Annotated in this window: 20 protein-coding genes; 14 read left to right on the plus strand and 6 right to left on the minus strand. The window is 46.6% G+C overall.

The features are described 5' to 3' along the window. The first annotated feature begins 358 nt into the window (after positions 1–358). Complete coding sequence (locus tag RIC07_RS07155; RefSeq protein WP_446393926.1) at positions 359–1,528, plus strand: VWA domain-containing protein; 1,170 nt, start codon at positions 359–361, stop codon at positions 1,526–1,528. Positions 1,529–2,155: 627 nt separating this feature from the next. Then, positions 2,156–2,839, plus strand: a complete 684-nt coding sequence (locus RIC07_RS07160; protein ID WP_446393927.1) for an SDR family oxidoreductase — start codon at positions 2,156–2,158, stop codon at positions 2,837–2,839. Here the strand turns inward: RIC07_RS07160 and RIC07_RS07165 are convergent. Continuing rightward, positions 2,826–3,284, minus strand: a complete 459-nt coding sequence (locus tag RIC07_RS07165; RefSeq protein ID WP_446393928.1) for a hypothetical protein — start codon at positions 3,282–3,284, stop codon at positions 2,826–2,828. The two genes, RIC07_RS07160 and RIC07_RS07165, sit on opposite strands and share 14 nt — an antisense overlap. Before the next feature lie 87 nt (positions 3,285–3,371). Here RIC07_RS07165 and petN point away from each other — a divergent pair, with 87 nt between their 5' ends. The 3 genes from petN to RIC07_RS07180 all read left to right on the plus strand — a co-directional run bounded on the left by petN (position 3,372) and on the right by RIC07_RS07180 (position 4,307). After that, positions 3,372–3,461, plus strand: coding sequence for a cytochrome b6-f complex subunit PetN (gene petN / locus RIC07_RS07170; RefSeq protein ID WP_071777176.1), 90 nt, complete (start codon positions 3,372–3,374; stop codon positions 3,459–3,461). A 7-nt stretch (positions 3,462–3,468) separates the two neighbouring features. Further along, positions 3,469–3,603, plus strand: a complete 135-nt coding sequence (locus RIC07_RS07175) for a hypothetical protein (protein ID WP_446376893.1) — start codon at positions 3,469–3,471, stop codon at positions 3,601–3,603. 212 nt (positions 3,604–3,815) lie between these two features. Next, positions 3,816–4,307, plus strand: a complete 492-nt coding sequence (locus tag RIC07_RS07180) for a YajQ family cyclic di-GMP-binding protein (protein ID WP_446347017.1) — start codon at positions 3,816–3,818, stop codon at positions 4,305–4,307. Positions 4,308–4,364: 57 nt separating this feature from the next. Here RIC07_RS07180 and RIC07_RS07185 read toward each other — a convergent pair whose 3' ends face one another. Both RIC07_RS07185 and hemL read right to left on the minus strand, forming a co-directional pair. After that, positions 4,365–6,050, minus strand: a complete 1,686-nt coding sequence (locus RIC07_RS07185; RefSeq protein ID WP_446393929.1) for a hypothetical protein — start codon at positions 6,048–6,050, stop codon at positions 4,365–4,367. Between the two features lie 189 nt (positions 6,051–6,239). Next, complete coding sequence (gene hemL / locus RIC07_RS07190) at positions 6,240–7,541, minus strand: glutamate-1-semialdehyde 2,1-aminomutase (protein ID WP_446393930.1); 1,302 nt, start codon at positions 7,539–7,541, stop codon at positions 6,240–6,242. Between the two features lie 19 nt (positions 7,542–7,560). On the opposite strand from hemL, the gene RIC07_RS07195 reads away from it, so the two are divergent. After that, on the plus strand, positions 7,561–7,896 hold the full coding sequence (locus RIC07_RS07195; RefSeq protein WP_446393931.1) for a hypothetical protein: 336 nt from the start codon (positions 7,561–7,563) through the stop codon (positions 7,894–7,896). Here the strand turns inward: RIC07_RS07195 and RIC07_RS07200 are convergent. Beyond that, positions 7,877–8,656 carry a pentapeptide repeat-containing protein gene (locus RIC07_RS07200; RefSeq protein WP_446393932.1) on the minus strand — a complete coding sequence of 260 codons (780 nt, stop codon included), beginning with the start codon at positions 8,654–8,656 and terminating at the stop codon, positions 7,877–7,879. The genes RIC07_RS07195 and RIC07_RS07200 overlap by 20 nt on opposite strands. 444 nt (positions 8,657–9,100) lie before the next feature. On the opposite strand from RIC07_RS07200, the gene RIC07_RS07205 reads away from it, so the two are divergent. Continuing rightward, positions 9,101–9,349 carry a hypothetical protein gene (locus RIC07_RS07205; protein WP_446393933.1) on the plus strand — a complete coding sequence of 83 codons (249 nt, stop codon included), beginning with the start codon at positions 9,101–9,103 and terminating at the stop codon, positions 9,347–9,349. Positions 9,350–9,580: 231 nt separating this feature from the next. Continuing rightward, a complete protein-coding gene (gene tnpA, locus RIC07_RS07210) occupies positions 9,581–10,015 on the plus strand; it encodes an IS200/IS605 family transposase (RefSeq protein WP_446393934.1) in 435 nt (144 codons plus the stop codon). 160 nt (positions 10,016–10,175) lie between these two features. Here the strand turns inward: tnpA and RIC07_RS07215 are convergent, their stop codons facing one another. Beyond that, positions 10,176–10,895, minus strand: coding sequence for a DUF4388 domain-containing protein (locus RIC07_RS07215; protein ID WP_446393935.1), 720 nt, complete (start codon positions 10,893–10,895; stop codon positions 10,176–10,178). A 122-nt stretch (positions 10,896–11,017) separates the two neighbouring features. On the opposite strand from RIC07_RS07215, the gene trpB reads away from it, so the two are divergent. The 6 genes from trpB (at position 11,018) to RIC07_RS07245 (ending at position 16,071) form a co-directional block, all read left to right on the plus strand. Next, complete coding sequence (gene trpB, locus RIC07_RS07220; RefSeq protein WP_446393936.1) at positions 11,018–12,277, plus strand: tryptophan synthase subunit beta; 1,260 nt, start codon at positions 11,018–11,020, stop codon at positions 12,275–12,277. Positions 12,278–12,304: 27 nt separating this feature from the next. Then, positions 12,305–12,820 carry a CAP domain-containing protein gene (locus RIC07_RS07225; protein ID WP_446393937.1) on the plus strand — a complete coding sequence of 172 codons (516 nt, stop codon included), beginning with the start codon at positions 12,305–12,307 and terminating at the stop codon, positions 12,818–12,820. A 44-nt stretch (positions 12,821–12,864) separates the two neighbouring features. Continuing rightward, a complete protein-coding gene (locus tag RIC07_RS07230) occupies positions 12,865–13,515 on the plus strand; it encodes a ribonuclease H-like domain-containing protein (protein ID WP_446375287.1) in 651 nt (216 codons plus the stop codon). A gap of 187 nt (positions 13,516–13,702) precedes the next feature. Continuing rightward, positions 13,703–14,269: a peptide deformylase gene (def, locus tag RIC07_RS07235; protein ID WP_446375285.1), complete on the plus strand. Its 567-nt coding sequence runs from the start codon at positions 13,703–13,705 to the stop codon at positions 14,267–14,269. Between the two features lie 101 nt (positions 14,270–14,370). Continuing rightward, complete coding sequence (locus tag RIC07_RS07240) at positions 14,371–14,565, plus strand: hypothetical protein (RefSeq protein WP_446393938.1); 195 nt, start codon at positions 14,371–14,373, stop codon at positions 14,563–14,565. Positions 14,566–14,727: 162 nt separating this feature from the next. Then, complete coding sequence (locus RIC07_RS07245) at positions 14,728–16,071, plus strand: PrsW family glutamic-type intramembrane protease (protein WP_446393939.1); 1,344 nt, start codon at positions 14,728–14,730, stop codon at positions 16,069–16,071. Between the two features lie 262 nt (positions 16,072–16,333). Here RIC07_RS07245 and RIC07_RS07250 read toward each other — a convergent pair whose 3' ends face one another. Beyond that, entirely contained in the window at positions 16,334–16,852 is a 519-nt protein-coding gene (locus RIC07_RS07250) for a proprotein convertase P-domain-containing protein (protein ID WP_446393940.1), read from the minus strand. Between the last annotated feature and the right edge of the window lie 391 nt (positions 16,853–17,243).

A 17,243-nucleotide genomic window follows, 5' to 3' on the forward strand; every position in this document is an offset into this window, starting at 1 on the left:
CGGATCGATTCGGCGATACTCACAGAGGAACTACTGCTGGGGGAATCATCCGCGAACTGCTCGATGAAAATGACAAGTTAACGACATATCACAGTTCGCAAATTGAATTCCATAACAACCGACTCAAACAGCTAAGCAATAGAAAGGCAAGGCTGGAACGTCTTTATGCCGAGTTGCAAACTAAGAGTGGTAGAAACCTTGATGATGAAGACAAGGTTGGCGATGAGGAAGGAGAGAATGACTAACAAGCGCAGCAACTGAGTTAATGATTAGAGGGTGATTTACCGATTAGACAGCTTTTCTCCACCCAATCCGATACAATAACTCAATCAACATCCGGTAATTGCTACTAGAAACGATGACCCAGCCAGAACGCCTACGCCGTTGGCGACTTCTCTTAGGGGGTGGAGACGCCGATGGTATTTGTCAGGAGAATGGTGAGGGAGAAGCCGCAGATTCCTTTACCCTTAATCCAACGGATCAAGCCATTGATAATGCCCTCAGCGCCCTCTACGATTCTGACCGCCGTGGTGGACTTGGGAGTTCTTCTCCCAATATTGCCCGTTGGTTAGGCGACATTCGCAGCTATTTCCCCTCATCAGTCGTGCAGGTGATGCAAAAAGATGCAATGGCACGCCTTAACCTGCAACAGATGCTGCTGGAACCGGAACTGCTAGAAGCCGTTGAACCGGATGTTCATCTCGTGGCAAATCTACTATCCCTTAGTAGCATTATGCCCAGCAAAACCCAAGAAACCGCCCGCCGTGTGGTGCGTCAAGTGGTTGAACAATTGCAGCGTAAATTAACCAACCCCACCCGCCAAGCCATAATCGGTAGCCTCAACCGTGCCATTCGCAACCGCCGTCCCCGCCATAACGAAATCGACTGGAACCGCACTATCCGCGCTAACCTCAAACATTATCAACCTAAATACGGCACAATTATCCCTGAAACCCTAATCGGCTACGGACGCAAACGCAGTTCTTTACACGATATTATCCTCTGCATCGACCAAAGTGGTTCCATGGCAACGTCTGTCGTCTATGCGGGAATCTTTGGGGCGGTGCTAGCCTCTCTCAGGGCAGTGCAAACCCGAATTGTTGTATTTGATACGTCGGTCGTAGACTTAACCGACGCCGCGCAAGATCCCGTAGACTTACTCTTTGGTACTCAACTGGGAGGCGGAACCGATATTAACCGCGCCCTCACCTACTGCCAAGGACTGGTGCGTCGTCCTCAGGACACTATTTTAGTGTTAATTAGTGACCTATATGAAGGGGGAAACCGGGAAGAAATGCTTAAGCGCGTGGCGGCATTGGTGGGATTAGGAGTTCAGTTGATCACGCTGCTTGCCCTCAATGATGAAGGTGCGCCCATGTATGATCATTGGATAGCCGAAAAACTTGCCGGATTGGGTATCCCAGCCATGGCTTGCACGCCTGACCAGTTTCCTGATTTAATCGCAGCTGCAATTCAGCGTCAAGATATTACACAATGGGCGGCTGCACAGGGTATGGTGCTTAAGTAGGTGGAAACAATTAACGTGAACGGTTGAGATTAGGGAACAGGGAACAGGGAACAGGGAACAGTAAGGGTTTGAGGTTTGTTCACACAACTTAGTATGGTGCTGTTTTCTTTTGTCCGACTACTTAGTAGGGGTTTGGTAACCAAACCCTTACTCCACCAAAAAGGGGGTAGTTAACCTGGATGTAGTGTTAACCAGAAAACGTCAGACAACAGACAAATAAGCATTATGACGGCAAAAGGACAGTTAAGCCTTTGCCGTCACAATTTGTTATAATTTTTGCCAGGACTAGAAAACTCAATTTGTCAGGCGTTGCTGAATTAACGGCTTAATTCAGTGGCGCTTTTTCTTGAATCTTCACTTTACCGAAGTTTTCGTGAGAATGTCCACGAAAATTGCCGGAATTTACCTAAATTTTAGGGCAGAGCCTAATTTTGTCAAGATTTTGCTTAGATCAAAGCGCTAGTTACACCCGATATAGCAGTAGACACATCGATTAGGAATTGCGGCATCATTTATGTAGAGACGTTGCATGCAACGTCTCTACTTGGTCACAGTTATTTTTAAGATAGTGGGTAATTGTGAAATTAAGGTGAAAACAGAGAACAAATTTTCTCTAAGGAAGGACAGATGATTGAAACAGATAAGTCTTATATTTTTCTCGCAGGCGCTAGTCGCGGGGTGGGTCTAGAAATCGCCAAACACCTGGTTGAGCAAAACCAGAAGGTTAAAGCCCTGTTGCGTTCCCCAAACTCTCGCCCAGAGTTAGAAGCGATGGGGATTCAGGTGGTAATGGGAGATGCCCTAGATGCGGCAACGGTTGAACAAACCATGCTGGGAGATCAACCGATTCAGGCGGTGATCAGTACGATAGGCGGCTTACCCAAGGATGGTCAACGAGCGGATTTTTTGGGCAACAAGCATTTAATTGATGCGGCTGTCAAGGCTAAGGTACAAAAGTTTATCCTGATTTCCTCGATTGGGAGTGGTGAGAGTGCGATCGCCTTACCCCCCCAAGCGTTGACCACGTTGAAGCCTGTACTCATTGAAAAAGAACAAGCGGAGAACTATTTGAAGGATAGCGGACTAACATATACTGTGATTCGACCCGGTGGGTTGAAGTCAGAACCTGCAACCGGAACGGGTGTGGTGACAGAAAATCAAAAGGTGGCGGGAACAATTCATCGCGCCGATGTCGCCCAGTTGGTGTGTCAATGCCTATTTTCAGATGCGGCGAATAATAAAGTTCTGGCGGCGATTGATCGGGCGCAGATGTATGGCTATCCGGAGTTTGAGGAACTCAGTTTGACGTGAAGGGTTTGATCCAACGGCGCTGAATTGCCCAGTCGAGAGTAAAACGGGCGATCGCAAATTCGATGAGACTCTCGCTGACTAAGATACCCCAAACCCAAAAGGTATCGGTGATATCCGGTTGTCCCTCTATTACCGCCAAACCCCGCACCAAACCAAACGCGAACACGACTCCCGCTTTCAGTTGGGGATTTTGGTCATCCCGGATGGCGTAGCGGTAGGTGACACCGAATAAGAAGCCAGACAAAAACGCGATCGCGACTTTGATCAATAGGGTAATGTTAACCTGGACATCTAGTAAACTGAGGGCAGGGGACTGGGTGGGTAGCAGCAGCAAGTGCAACAGCGCGATCGCACAATAGGTTAAGGCTAGGGATAATCCCCCCAGGATAGCCGCTTTCAGGGATTCGATCCGTTCAGCGTCAGTTGGGTCAAAGGAAGAGTTCACGACTTTCGCTCCTGGTGGTCAAAGACGGTTCAAATTGAATTATCATAAACCTTGGAGTCATTTCTTAATCACTACTCATAAAGCACGATGGATATTTTGTCATTAGGCTGGGTCGCCACTCTGGTTCTGTTCACTTGGTCAATTGCGATGGTAGTCTGGGCTCGTAACGGGTTCTAGAGAGATTGTGGAAGGTTCTGTTTTTACCGTAGTGTTTGTCGCGGCAGCGGGACTCTTAGTCCTAGTGACGGGGGGTGTCGTTTACTTAACCGCTGTTGAATGGCGCGATCGCCGTCGTCGCGATCGGGATAAGAAACTGTAAGCTTGTCAATCGTGACAGGGGGCATACCCCTGTTTCCTCATCTGCCGCCAGTTGCATCGTCGGGACACGGCATTGTCGTGTCCTTACCCTCCACTTTCACGGTTTTAGGGAATGACAAAATAATCATCAGTCGCATTCGATATTGAAAGCGGCTAGGTTTAGCGGTATAAGGAGATAACTGTACCATCTTAATGCGCTCACATCTTTAGATTATGGCTTCAACCTATTCATTTGATATCGTCAGTGATTTTGACCGACAAGAGTTGGTGAATGCCTTAGACCAAACCAATCGCGAAATTAGTAACCGTTATGACTTGAAAGACACCAAGACAACCGTTGACTTGGGTGATGAGACAATTACTGTGAACACCGATAGCGAATTCACCCTAGATACTGTACATAACATTCTGTTGACCAAAGCCACTAAACGCAACCTCTCTCCGAAAATTTTCGACTACGGCAAAGTTGAATCAGCGAGTGGCAATCGAGTACGCCAAGAAATTAAACTGCAAAAAGGAATTAGCCAAGATATTGGCAAAAAAATCGCCAAACTGATTCGGGATGAATTCAAAAAAGTACAAGCCTCGATTCAAGGCGATGCGGTTAGAGTGTCAAGTAAATCCAAAGATGATTTACAACAAATTATCCAGCGCTTGAAACAAGAGGAATTGCCCGTGGCGCTGCAATTTACGAATTATCGATAGAAGACATAATATTTGTAGAGACTTAGCGTGCTAGGTCTCTACAACTTGATTAAAATCTTAAAATCGCGAAGCTGTTAGTATTACATCGGCATATTTCCAAGCCTCTTGAAACCGTTCTTGTACCGCCCTAGCTTCCTGTATTTTTCCTTGTGCCTGTAAGCTTTGAGCAAGTCCAAACAATGACCAGCCGTTATTGGGATGAATTTCTAAGTCTTGGCGGTAGACTTGTTCGGCTGTAGCCGTTTGATCCGCGTCTAATAAGACAGCACCTAAGGATTGTCGCACAGGATAATACCAGGTTTCTGGCTCATCGTAGCGTAGTTCATCTTGAAGACGGACTGCCATTTGTAAGTGGGCGATCGCGGATTCATAATCTGCCTGTTTAGCTGCCAATTCTCCGGCTAAAACTTCAGAGGCAATGTGCAACAAATTCGCTGTAGAATTGATATCCCAGATGAGCATTTTAGCCAACTCTGGATCAGCCGCGATCGCGTTTAACTGGTTCAGTTCCTCTGTAGCTGGGTCTAACTGACCTTTACTTAAAAATGCCATGCCACGAGCATAATGCCAAACTCCTGTTGGATATTTGAGTTCCTGTCCTGGCGAGGGTTCTGCCAGAATTTCATCCCACTTGCCAAACCGAGCTAGTGTGTAAAGGGGAATCAGATAGTAGTGCTGGAGTGTGTCATACTCTGGCTGGCGCATCTTATGCTGATCCACCATAGCGGCTGTATGGCGTGCGGCTTGCATCGCCACTTCACTCCGCCCTTCCATCGATGCGCTTGCCCAGAGAAAATGAGGGTTATGGGGAACGTAAGCCGATCGATATAATCCGGGTGTGGAGGACTGGGTGATATAGTTTTGGTCAACCGCGATCGCTCGTTGATTGGCAATTGCCGCATCATGATAGCGCCCAACACGGATATAAATGTGGGATGGCATGTGAACGAGATGTCCAGAACCCGGAACCAGGTTACGCAGGCGATCCGCACAAGGGATAGCGCGATCGGGTTCAGGTGAGGCTTCAACGGTATGGATATAGAGATGGTTTGCACCGGGATGATTAGGGTTGCGATCGAGAACCGAGTCTAACGTCGCTAGGATTTCTTGGGTTTTCGGTTTAGGTTTACCGTCTATCCAATAATCCCAAGGCATTGTATCCATTAAGGCTTCGGCAAATAGAGTGGCTGCATCTAAATCGTCTGGATAACGTTGGCTGACGTCTCGCATTGCCTGAACATAGGCAATATCTAGAGATGGGCGATCAGCCCGTGGATCTAAAGAGTAGCGCTTTGCCAAAGCTTGGATATAGGCTTGTTCTTGATTGCTGGCATTTTGGCTACGTTCTAAGGCATTTTGCAATGCTTGCCAAGATTCGGGTACAGCATCGGTATCCATTGCCGCATTAATATTCGGTCCCAGAACCAGTGCAACTCCCCAATAACACATCGCACAGTTCGGATCAAGTCGGGTAGCTTCTCGGAAAGAACGGGCGGCTTCAGCGTGGTTAAATCCGTAGGTGAGGATTAATCCTTGATCAAAATAGCGTTGTGCTAAGTCTGAGTCGGTGGAAATGGGATGATGGTAGTCGCCCAGGTTATCGAACAGAGGAACAGACGGTTCTAAGGATTCGATTTGCTGGGTTTGAAAGTCGGCAGCTATTGCGAGTTTTGGCAAGTCTATGCAGTAACCCCATAGTTCTAGAATAGCCAGGAGTGTTAAGGTTAATAAAATTCTATACATTTTAATCGTTTAAGCCTTCACCGGTTATACAACTTTTTAGACGTTAAGTTAATTAGAGTGATTTTTGTACCTTTTTTCCCTAAAAATTTAGGCAATCCTTATTTTTAAAGAATAAGTAAGGGGAATTTGTAAATTCCCCTTATTCCTAGAATACTAATCGTGAAACGGTAACAGTATCCTACCGAATCCCTACAGACTCGACATAACCTCCCGCGCGGCTTCTAGCGTGCGGTCAATATCCTCATCGGTGTGCGCCAATGAGGTAAACCCTGCCTCAAACTGGGACGGTGCTAAATAAATTCCCCGTTCTAACATGCCCCGATGGAAGCGGCTGAACTTGGCTAAATCCGACTTTTTGGCATCGTCGTAATTACGCACGGGACCTACGGTGAAGAACATGCCAAACATAGCACTAATTTGTCCACCGCAGGCAGGATGTCCGGTTTCTTTGGCAATTTGTAATAACCCCTCGGACAGCTTTTTGGTGATTTTGTCAAGCTGTTCGTAAGTTCCAGGTTTTTGCAGTAACTCCAGGGTTTTAATCCCAGCCGTCATCGCCAAGGGATTACCGGAAAGAGTGCCTGCTTGGTACATGGGACCGGCGGGTGCAACCATGGACATAATATCTTGACGTCCCCCATAAGCACCCACGGGTAAACCCCCACCAATCACTTTACCCAATGTGGTTAAATCGGGAGTGACGCCAAATTTTTCTTGAGCGCCGCCGTAGGCAATCCGGAACCCCGTCATCACTTCATCAAAGACTAACAGGGAACCATGTTCCTGAGTAATCAGGCGTAAGCCTTCCAGAAATCCGGTATCAGGGGGAACAAAGCCAGAGTTACCAACTACGGGTTCAAGAATCACCCCAGCAATACTATCTGGATTGGCTTCAAACAGAGATTTGACGGATTCCAAATCGTTGTAAATGGCAGTCAGGGTACTGCTTGTTGCCGATTTCGGGACACCGGGAGAGTCAGGTAAGCCAAGGGTAGCCACCCCAGAACCGGCTTGCACCAGGAGCATATCGGCGTGACCATGGTAACAGCCAGAGAATTTGATAATTTTATCTCTGCCTGTAAAGGCACGCATCAGGCGAATGACTGCCATACAAGCTTCCGTACCGGAATTGACAAACCGCACCATGTCGATACTGGGAACGGCTTCAATCACCATGGAGGCTAAAACGTTCTCTAGCGCAGAAGGGGCACCAAAGCTTGTGCCTTTTTCTAGAGCGTCGTGCAGGGCGGAAATGACCTCTGGGTGGGCATGACCGCAAATGGCGGGTCCCCAAGTGCCAACATAGTCAATGTACTGATTGCCATCGACATCCCAGATGTAGGCACCCTTAACCCGGTCAAATACAATGGGTTGTCCGCCAACAGACTTAAATGCCCGAACCGGTGAACTGACACCCCCCGGCATCAGGTTTTGGGCAGTTTGGAAAATTTCTTCTGATTTCGTAGTTGTCCAGGACGAGGTGGTAACCAAAACTGTCTCCTGTTATTTGATGCTTATCTCTATCAGGATAAAGTTTAGTGGTGATTCGGGAAATAGGGGTAAGGGGGTTAACTTACGCTGCAAAGCAGGAGGAGCAGGGGAAGCAGGGGGAGCAGGGGGAGCAGGGGGAGCCGGGGAAGCAGGGAGAGCAGGGGGAGCAGGGGGAGCAGGGGAAGCAGGGGAAGCAGGGGGAGCAGGGGGAGCAGGGGAAGCAGGGGGAGCAGGGGGAGCAGGGGGAGCAGGGGGAGCAGGGGGAGCAGGGGGAGCAGGGGGAGCAGGGGAAGCAGGGACACCCTCGTTGAAAATTAGGATTGCCCTGCGCCAAGTTAGGGACAATCGCGATTAGAAATAGTTCTATCGGGTAGAGTGGTATTACAAAATACTGCACCAGTTAAATCAGCATCTTGTAAATTAGCACGACTCAGGTCAACCTCCCAGAGGTTCGCTTCGCGCAAATCAGCATTGGTTAAGAAACTATTACTTAAATCAGCACCTCTGAGGTAAGCACCATTTAAATTCGCGTTATTAAGTCTGGCATTACTCAGGTTCGCTTCTCTAAGATTGGCGGCTTTCAAATTAGCACCATTGAGTCTAGCTTTATCTAGATTGGCACGTCTGAGATCAGCGCCTCTGAGTTCCGCTAGAGTGAGAATCGATTGAGACAGATTGGCTTCACTCAAGTTGGCTAAACTTAACAGCGTTTGGGTTAAGTTAGCACCAATGAGAATAGCATTACTTAGGTTAGCCGCTTTGAAGTTAGCTTCTCTGAGATCTGCACCCCTGAGATCTGCACCACCGAGAAAGGCGCGAGTTAGATCAGCATTTTTTAAGTCAGCGTTACTGAGGTTGGCATTAATCAGGTCAGCATATTTGAGGTTAGCATCACTGAGAATCGCTTGAGTGAGATTGGCTTGACTCAGGTCGGTATACGTCAAGATACTATGACTCAGGTTAGTATTACTCAAATTGGCATTGGTTAAGTCACAGGTAGAACATTCGCCAGTGTCTTGTAACTGTTTCAGATGGTCAGGATTTTCCGCGTTTAGAGGAGTGGCTGACCAAAAGGGTGTGAAAAGTAAGAGGATAGCCAGAATATTAAGTTTCATATAGTGATTGGTGATTAGGGATTAGTGACTGGGGAATTCTTCGCAACCCGCCCCGACTCCTCCATCTCTCCCATCCTCCATAACACAACGAGAAGCCCAAGCCCTTATGTACTTCTCGGTAATCTGGGCAGAAGCGATCGCGAAAATTCCGCAATTTCACTGATTCTAACTCCTAGAGTAAGGAACTATGCTTAAAAAGCAAGGACAAGGAAGCAAACTCTCAGTTGTAGATGCAGTTCCCTGGTAGCTATCTCTCGCTGCCAGGATTTTTCTTTCGATTGCTTGACATTTGAGACACCTTGATTCCGTGGAATCGCGTAATTCCCTTATTTTGGGAAATTATGCTGACTCAAAAATCCGTATGAAGACTGAGGCGATTGTTAATTGTGATCAGTCAAAATAAAAATTACTGAGAATTCAAAGTTTGTCTACCCCTCTAGACTTATGCCTGAAGATACCTACCAACAATTACTCCAAGCGGCTACCGCCAGATATCACGCTTTATTATATCAAAGCTATAGTCAACTTAGTTTGGATGACAAAATATTTATCGAGAATTTCCGCTATTACAAACAAATGTCTTTGAATCAGGTAGTTCAAGCGTTAGACGATAACCTGAGGCAGCTCCAAGGTAAGGATTATTGGAGTACCCGTGAAGATACTACATTATTTAATGTGAGTATTGATCGATAACCTCTAAAGTAACCCGCTCATCCGCCTGGGAATCAATTCCCAGCCTCATAGCCGAAGTCGTCTGAAGACGACTCAGTAAAAATAAAGGCTCATCCTGATTATCAGAACATGATTCTATTCAGAGGAGCAATTATGTATTAGTTAGTCCGTTTTAACGGACTTTTGCTATAAGCCTTGAAATTGATTCCAAGGCGGTGTGACAGTTAATCCCAATTATCAAGATATAAAGTTATGGCGCTTTGGCGGCTTTACTATCATCTCGTCTGGGCGACAAAAGAACGCCAACCGTTGATTGTTCCTGCACGAGAGCCGAAATTATATAGCTATATTATCGGTAAAGCTGATTCGCGAGGTTGCATTATTCACGCCATTGGGGGTATAGAAGATCATATCCATTTAGTGACATCTATCCCGCCCAGCCTTGCGATCGCGGATTTTGTCAAATACATTAAAGGAAGTAGCGCCCATCAGTTTAACCAAGATTCGCCTCCCACATCAGCCAAGTTTGGTTGGCAGCGCGGATATGGTGTTTTTTCCCTGGGAGGCAAACAACTTGATCAAGCGATTGCCTACGTGAGTCAACAAAAGCAGCATCATTCTCAAGGCACAGTAATCCCATCCTTGGAACGAGATAATTATGAAGATGATGCTCCAACATCCCGATGAGGTATGATATGGAACCAAAACAGGCACAGGAATTACCCTATTGCCTGTTCCCTGTGACACACCGAGCGAAGTCGAGGTGTTGCCTCTCCCCACCACAACACTTATTCAGCAGTCCCTAACTTATGTCAGTGATATTGATATGAGTGCAATCAAAAAAACATTAAACCAAAGCTTTTGCTGCTGAAAACTTTGATTTAGGAATGTCATAAGGACGATAGTATATATCAACAATTTTAGCTAAATCCGCTAAGGTATAATTCGGGTCAAATAAGGATAATTTTAGACAATGAAAAAAAGCAATATCCATCGTCAATCCTAATTGCTGACAAAAGTTTTCTGAGAGTCTACTTCCATTACTTTTATGCCGCAGATGCCGAGCGACAAACAGTTGTCTTAAAACAATGAGTTTTTGGAACACAACCTCGATAATCCTGGCGGGCGACTGCAACCCCGTCATCTCTCGTGCTGGACTCGGCGTATTCTGTTCAAATCTAAAGTGAGCATCTTTGAGTTGAAAAATTAAACACAGTTGCTGTACGACTTGGACTTGGAACAAATGTTCTAGTTGTTCAACTCGCAACGCTCCTTGCTGTTTCAGATACAATCCCAGAGGTTGATCTTCTGGACACAACTGAGCCAGTTTCGTGACAACACGGTTACTCACCCATTCGTATTGCTGGATCAGCGAGAGTAACCCTTCATCGTTCAATTGGTTGGCGGCGGTGATAACATTGCCATTCTCTACCCAAATATAATAAGACGACGCATCTCTTGACTCCGATCGCGATCGCAGCATCAGTACGCCGCTTTTGTTTCCCTGATCGATAAATCGAAAAATTTCCGACAGAGAAAAATCCGAAAGAAACCCTGTAATGGACATGGCTGGTGAATTGAACCCCTACAACTATTGTCTCGATTAACCGTTAAACTCAATCGCGATCGCCAGATTCGGTCAGGTCGCGATTTATAATGAGTGGGTGTTGTTGTTGGCGATCTTGCTCTGTGACCCAAACTCCCCTTCCTAATTCCCGCTCCTCTACCGATGTGGTAAACGAACAACCGGATGCCTTAGGGCGTTTTGGCAAATTTGGCGGCAAGTATGTGCCGGAAACTCTAATGCCAGCGCTGTTCGAGTTAGAGCAGTCGTTTAAACAGTACCGCAACCACCCCGATTTTCAGCAGGAATTGCAACAGTTATTACGCGATTATGTCGGGCGTCCTAGTCCTCTATATTTTGCTGAGCGTTTAACCGCCCACTATGCCAGACCCGATGGCGGTGGAGCGCAAATTTATTTGAAACGGGAAGACTTAAATCATACTGGCGCTCATAAGATCAATAATGCCTTAGCCCAGGTCTTATTAGCCAAGCGGATGGGCAAAAAGCGGATTATAGCAGAAACCGGGGCAGGTCAACATGGTGTGGCAACGGCAACGGTTTGTGCGCGGTTCGGCTTGGAATGCATTATCTATATGGGTGTTCAGGATATGGAACGCCAAGCCCTGAACGTGTTTCGGATGCGGCTCATGGGTGCAAAAGTTCAACCTGTTGCGGCGGGAACGGGTACGCTCAAAGATGCCACCTCGGAAGCGATTCGCGACTGGGTAACCAATGTGGAAACCACCCATTACATCCTCGGTTCAGTCGCCGGTCCCCATCCCTATCCCTTGCTCGTGCGTGACTTTCAGGCGATTATTGGTCAAGAAACCCGCACCCAATGTCAAGAGAAATGGGGTGGCTTACCGGATATCTTGTTAGCTTGTGTCGGTGGCGGTTCCAATGCAATGGGACTCTTCCACGAATTTATTAACGAATCCAGCGTGCGGTTAATTGGTGTTGAAGCGGCTGGGGAAGGTGTTACGTCTACCAAGCACGCCGCTACCCTAACCTTAGGGCGTCCCGGTGTACTGCATGGGGCAATGAGCTATTTACTCCAAGATACCGATGGTCAAGTGGTGGAAGCTCATTCCGTTAGTGCGGGACTCGATTATCCGGGTGTTGGACCCGAACACAGTTATTTGAAAGATAGTGGTCGAGCCGAATACTATAGCGTCAGCGACCAAGACGCGATCGCAGCGTTTCGCCAGTTATCGGAACTCGAAGGGATTATTCCCGCCCTAGAAACCGCCCACGCGATCGCGTATCTAGAAACCCTCTGTCCTCAACTTCAGGGTAGTCCGAAAATTGTGATCAATTGTTCGGGTCGCGGTGATAAAGATGTACAAACAGTTGGTAAGTTTATTCAGTTAGACTCCCAGGATTAAACGGTGCGGTCAAGATCTGTTTTTGTGATGAGTGGATTCCTGCTACTAAAGTTAGGACTCAGTAGTTGTGATTTGGCGTTGAGTGTCAATCAAACCCCGGTGAGTCAATCCGAATCTCCTGCAACTGTGTCTCCACAGTCCAAGGACGGTAATTTTACGAATTGGGAAAGGTTGGTGCATCAACAGATTAATCAATATCGCCAGTCCCAAAACCTGCCCCCATTAACCTTAGACGCAAGCATTAGCAAGGAAGCCAGACGCCACAGTCAGGCAATGGCAACCGGGCGTGTCCCGTTGGGTCATGGGGGATTTGAACAACGAGTCCGGGCGATCGCCCAATCCATGTCCTATCGCCAAGCGGCGGAAAATGTCGCCTATAATCAGGGCTATTCTGACCCGGCGACACAGGCAGTACAAGGTTGGTTAAAAAGCCCTGGACATCGCCAAAATATTGAAGGGGATTTTGATGTAACTGGGATCGGCGTCAGTAAAAATGCCAAGGGGGACTATTACTTTACCCAGATTTTCATCAAGCAGCAGTAGTTTGTCCTATGTTCATTATTGATAATTCCTAATCGAGATATCTGATGACTCATCCACCCATCGAGAAAGACGTGGCAGAATTTCAAGTGTGCGATCGCGACCTTCCCGACGCCCTGCTGAAGACCTATCTCAACGCCGAAGCGATTGCTGTTGATACAGAAACCATGGGGCTAATCTATCAGCGCGATCGCTTGTGTCTGGTGCAACTGTGCGACCCCCAAGACCGAGTTACGGTGATCCGCATAGATAAAAAACAAACCGAAGCCCCCAATCTGAAGCAGTTGCTGGAAGCCCAAACTGTCTTAAAAGTCTTTCACTTTGCCCGTTTCGATCTCGCCATCTTACGCCAAAATCTGGACATCTATGTCCAACCTGTATTTTGTACAAAAATTGCCAGTAAACTTGCCCGTACCTATACCAACCGCCATGGGCTGAAGGATTTAGTCATGGATCTCGAACAGGTGGAACTGGATAAAAGTTCCCAGAGTTCAGATTGGGGGAATCCTAATAACCTGTCGGATGAACAACTTCGCTATGCAGCAAATGATGTCCGTTATTTGTTGTCTGTGCGGCAGAAACTGATTACCATGTTGCAACGAGAAGAGCGCTGGCAACTTGCCCAAGAGTGCTTTGAGGCGTTATCCGTGATGGTGTCTTTGGATTTACTCCTCTATCGAGATATCTTTGAGCATTAAACTGACTGGTATGCTGGTGGGCCCTTGCGAAGCCGAAACCCACCCTACAATATATCTTTGACATTAATCCTAAAGAGTGGCTGTGGCTCAAGGGTGGATGAACCGAATTCCACCCAGAGTGATAACTGCTAGGATAAAAAAAAGGAAGTGTCAATAAGATTGCTGGATTTAGAAGTTTCCCATGCCCATGACTGCTCAAGTTATTGTCGAAAAGAAAAAACTAGACAACCCCCCCCTAGAGATTCACTATCTGGGCGATCGCGTTCTGCGTCAACCAGCGAAACGGGTGGCTAAAGTAGACCAAAGCATCCGACAGTTAGCTCATCAGATGCTGCAAACCATGTATAGCGCAGATGGTATCGGCTTGGCAGCACCGCAGGTTGGGGTAAATAAACAAATCATTGTCATCGACTGCGAACCGGATAACCCAGAAAATCCCCCCTTGATTCTGATCAACCCCACGATTAAACGTTTTGGTCAGAGTATATGTGATGCTCAAGAAGGGTGTTTAAGTGTTCCTGGTGTCTACTTAGATGTCAAACGTCCGGTAGAGGTGGAAGTTGCCTACAAAGATGAGAATGGACGTCCGCAAAGATTAAAGGCAGATGGTTTACTATCTCGCGCCATTCAACATGAAATGGATCACCTGACTGGGGTTATGTTTGTGGATCGGGTGGAAAATGGACTGGTTTTGGCAGAAGAACTGCAAAAGTATGGCTTTTCTACCCAAGCGGTTAAACCATTTAATTCTTAGGCAGTCTCAGCCTAACCGTGCCAATGTTTTGTCCATGGATTGCTCCATGGACATTTTACAACTGGCTCGGTTTTTTAATATTTTTCGTTAGGTTTAATTGAATGACACCAAAAAGCGGTTTATTTTTGATGGGTTCCTGTATTACCGCAATTGCGGCTGTGGGTTCAATTTTTGAACTCTCTTCAGGAACACCCCAGTTAGGTGCATCCGTCACGGAAATTATCCTCGCGGGTAGTATTCCCTTGAGTGGCTTTTTGTTCTACGTGGCTGTTCGTGATGCGAGGGCAAATCAGTAGAATTATTTCTCCCTGGGGTTTGGCGTCCGTTTTCTGTTGTCCTTTAGAATTTTAATTGTAGGGGCACGGCACATAAGAGCCCCTACGAGGTCTTTGGTAAACTCCGACGGAGGAAGCAAACCCCTTGCTAAAACACGGTTTCCAAGCTCACGGACATTACTGATGACTGGTCAACATTGCCGTGGATTTTTACGACCTCTTGCTGGCAGAGGTACAGCTAGCCATTTATCTCCCTATCCTTTGTCTGAGGATGAGGAGACGGTGATTGGTCGTGATCCAAGCTGCCAAATTGCCTTAAACCCGAATCAGTATTTAATTGTATCGCGGCGTCATGCTACGATTCGTCCCTGTTCACCCTGGAAGCAGGGCTGGGAAATTTGTGATCTCAATAGTATTAATGGGACGTATGTTAATGGGTATCCGTTACGGGGATGCTGTCAATTACATGCGGGCGATCGCATTGAATTGGGTCAAGATGGTCCTCAGTTTATTTTTGAGTGCCAGTTCAGTTCATCTTCGTCCCCAGTCTCACCCGTTTCTTCGGCTTCATCGCTGACATCTGTCAGTGTAATCGGACATAAAACTCCCGATACGGTTACCTTTAGTCAACTGTTTCCCCTCGCTTCAACGGGACAAGATTTAACCCAAAAGGCGTTTCTGAGACCCGCCATTCTCACGGTGGTGTTTGTGGTGTTAATGTTTATGGCGGTCGGTCAGGCAATGGTGTTTAATCTACTCTTGGCAACCTATTTAACGGGTGCGGCTTCTTATTTTGTCTACCAACTCTGTGGTAAACCGAAACCGTGGTGGGTATTCTTGGGATGTGCGATCGCGACGGGTTTAATTTTAACCAGTCCATTGTTACCTCTATCGATTATCGTTTTTCGCGACATCTTACCGGGAAGCTTACCGGAAGAAGGAGAACTGATCAGTTTCACGTCTCTGCTAATCCGCATGTTTTTCGGGGCGGGTTTGATGGAGGAATTACTCAAAGCCCTGCCAATTATTGGGGCGTTTTTCTTGGGTAAACTGCTACGTTCGCCATGGCGAGAACAGATTGGCGTCTGGGAACCTCTGGATGGGATTCTCTTAGGTACGGCATCAGGGGTGGGTTTTACCCTGTTGGAAACGTTAGGACAGTATGTTCCTGATATTATCGATAACTTAACCTTTCAAGCGGGTCAAGGATCGGCTCAACTGATGGGATTGCAATTACTCATCCCCCGTCTACTGGGTTCAGTTGCTGGACATATAGCTTATAGTGGCTATTTTGGCTATTTTATCGGCTTAAGTGTTCTCAAACCGCGAAAAGCTTGGCAAATTCTGGCAACGGGTTATCTGTGTGCGGCGATTCTCCACGCCTTGTGGAATGCTAGTGGGTTTGTCAGTAGTTTATTGTTGGCGGTGGTAGGGATTTTGTCTTATACCTGTTTAGCCGCTGCCATTCTCAAAGCCAGGGCAATCTCGCCGACGCGATCGCAAAACTTCGCCACCCGTTTATTTTAAGATAAAAATCCTCTACTCACCCTAGACATAAGCCAGAGAGCAGAGGATTTTTATATTGGAGCGATTGACCAAGGAATGTTGATTGTTTTTTATGCCAGAGCCAACAGTCCTTTTCCCTGTCAAGGTTCTACACTTCGATGAAACCAATTAACCTGTATTCTCAAGTGCTAACTCAACACACTTATGCTTTGGAGAACCTTTTGCACTGATGAACGATTTCTGCTTTTCTCCCTGAGAATGCAGGTTTAGTCAGCTTTTGTATTTATTCTAAATTTAGAGTCCAAGACTCCAGAGAACCTGAGTCACCCGCAGAGCAATCATTAATAATCAATTGCCAAGTACCAGCAGATGAGCGTCCTTCAAACACAGACAAAGTCTGACTTGCACAATAGTTACCACTGGGAATCACCCCATGAGACGCCGCTACTGAGTCAAAACTACGGGAAAAGTTATCGTTAAAGCTGTAATCCCCATTCAGGTCATTACTATAGCCACTGGACGAAAATTGCGGTTGTCCGGGGCGTCGGAACAAGTCAACCACAACCCCGCTTTCGAGATGACGTAACTGGGCAATCAAGTCGCCTACCCAAGTATGTTCTAAATTCTTCAGCGTGACGGTGACGTTGCTAATTGCGATATTTTCAGTCACCACAATCTCATCTTGGAAACTAGCCACTCCATCGGGAATGCTGCCACCACCACCGCAATAGGTGGAGTTCGCAGATGTGGCAATTTTAGCGTCTACAGTGGCAGTTGAGGTACGGTTCATTAGCTTTGACATAGGTTATAACTCCAAAACATGATTAAGTTGACAAAAGGTAAAACTCCGCTAGCGATCGCGAACTCATAATATTAAGAAAAATTGCGCTTTGTTACGCACTCTTAATGCACCCTTGATTTTTTCTAATTTCGCGACCATTCAATACTCTCCTCTTAATTAATAATGGCATTAGTTTGGCGTTTCTATCTAGTCCTTCTGGGGATCTTTACTGAAAAAAAACAATTTAATGGATACTAAACTGATATATCGATTTTCTGTATTCCTTGCCTGATCAGCGATTCAGCCTTAAGTCGTCAACGTTGTTGTCCCGATGTTTATGTGAATTTAATATAAAATCACATCCTCTATAGCTTTAATTAATCTCTGACGAGAGATTAAAAATCTTTTTCAA

The organism is Coleofasciculus sp. E1-EBD-02, from assembly GCF_040218245.1.
Lineage (GTDB): Bacteria > Cyanobacteriota > Cyanobacteriia > Cyanobacteriales > Coleofasciculaceae > Coleofasciculus.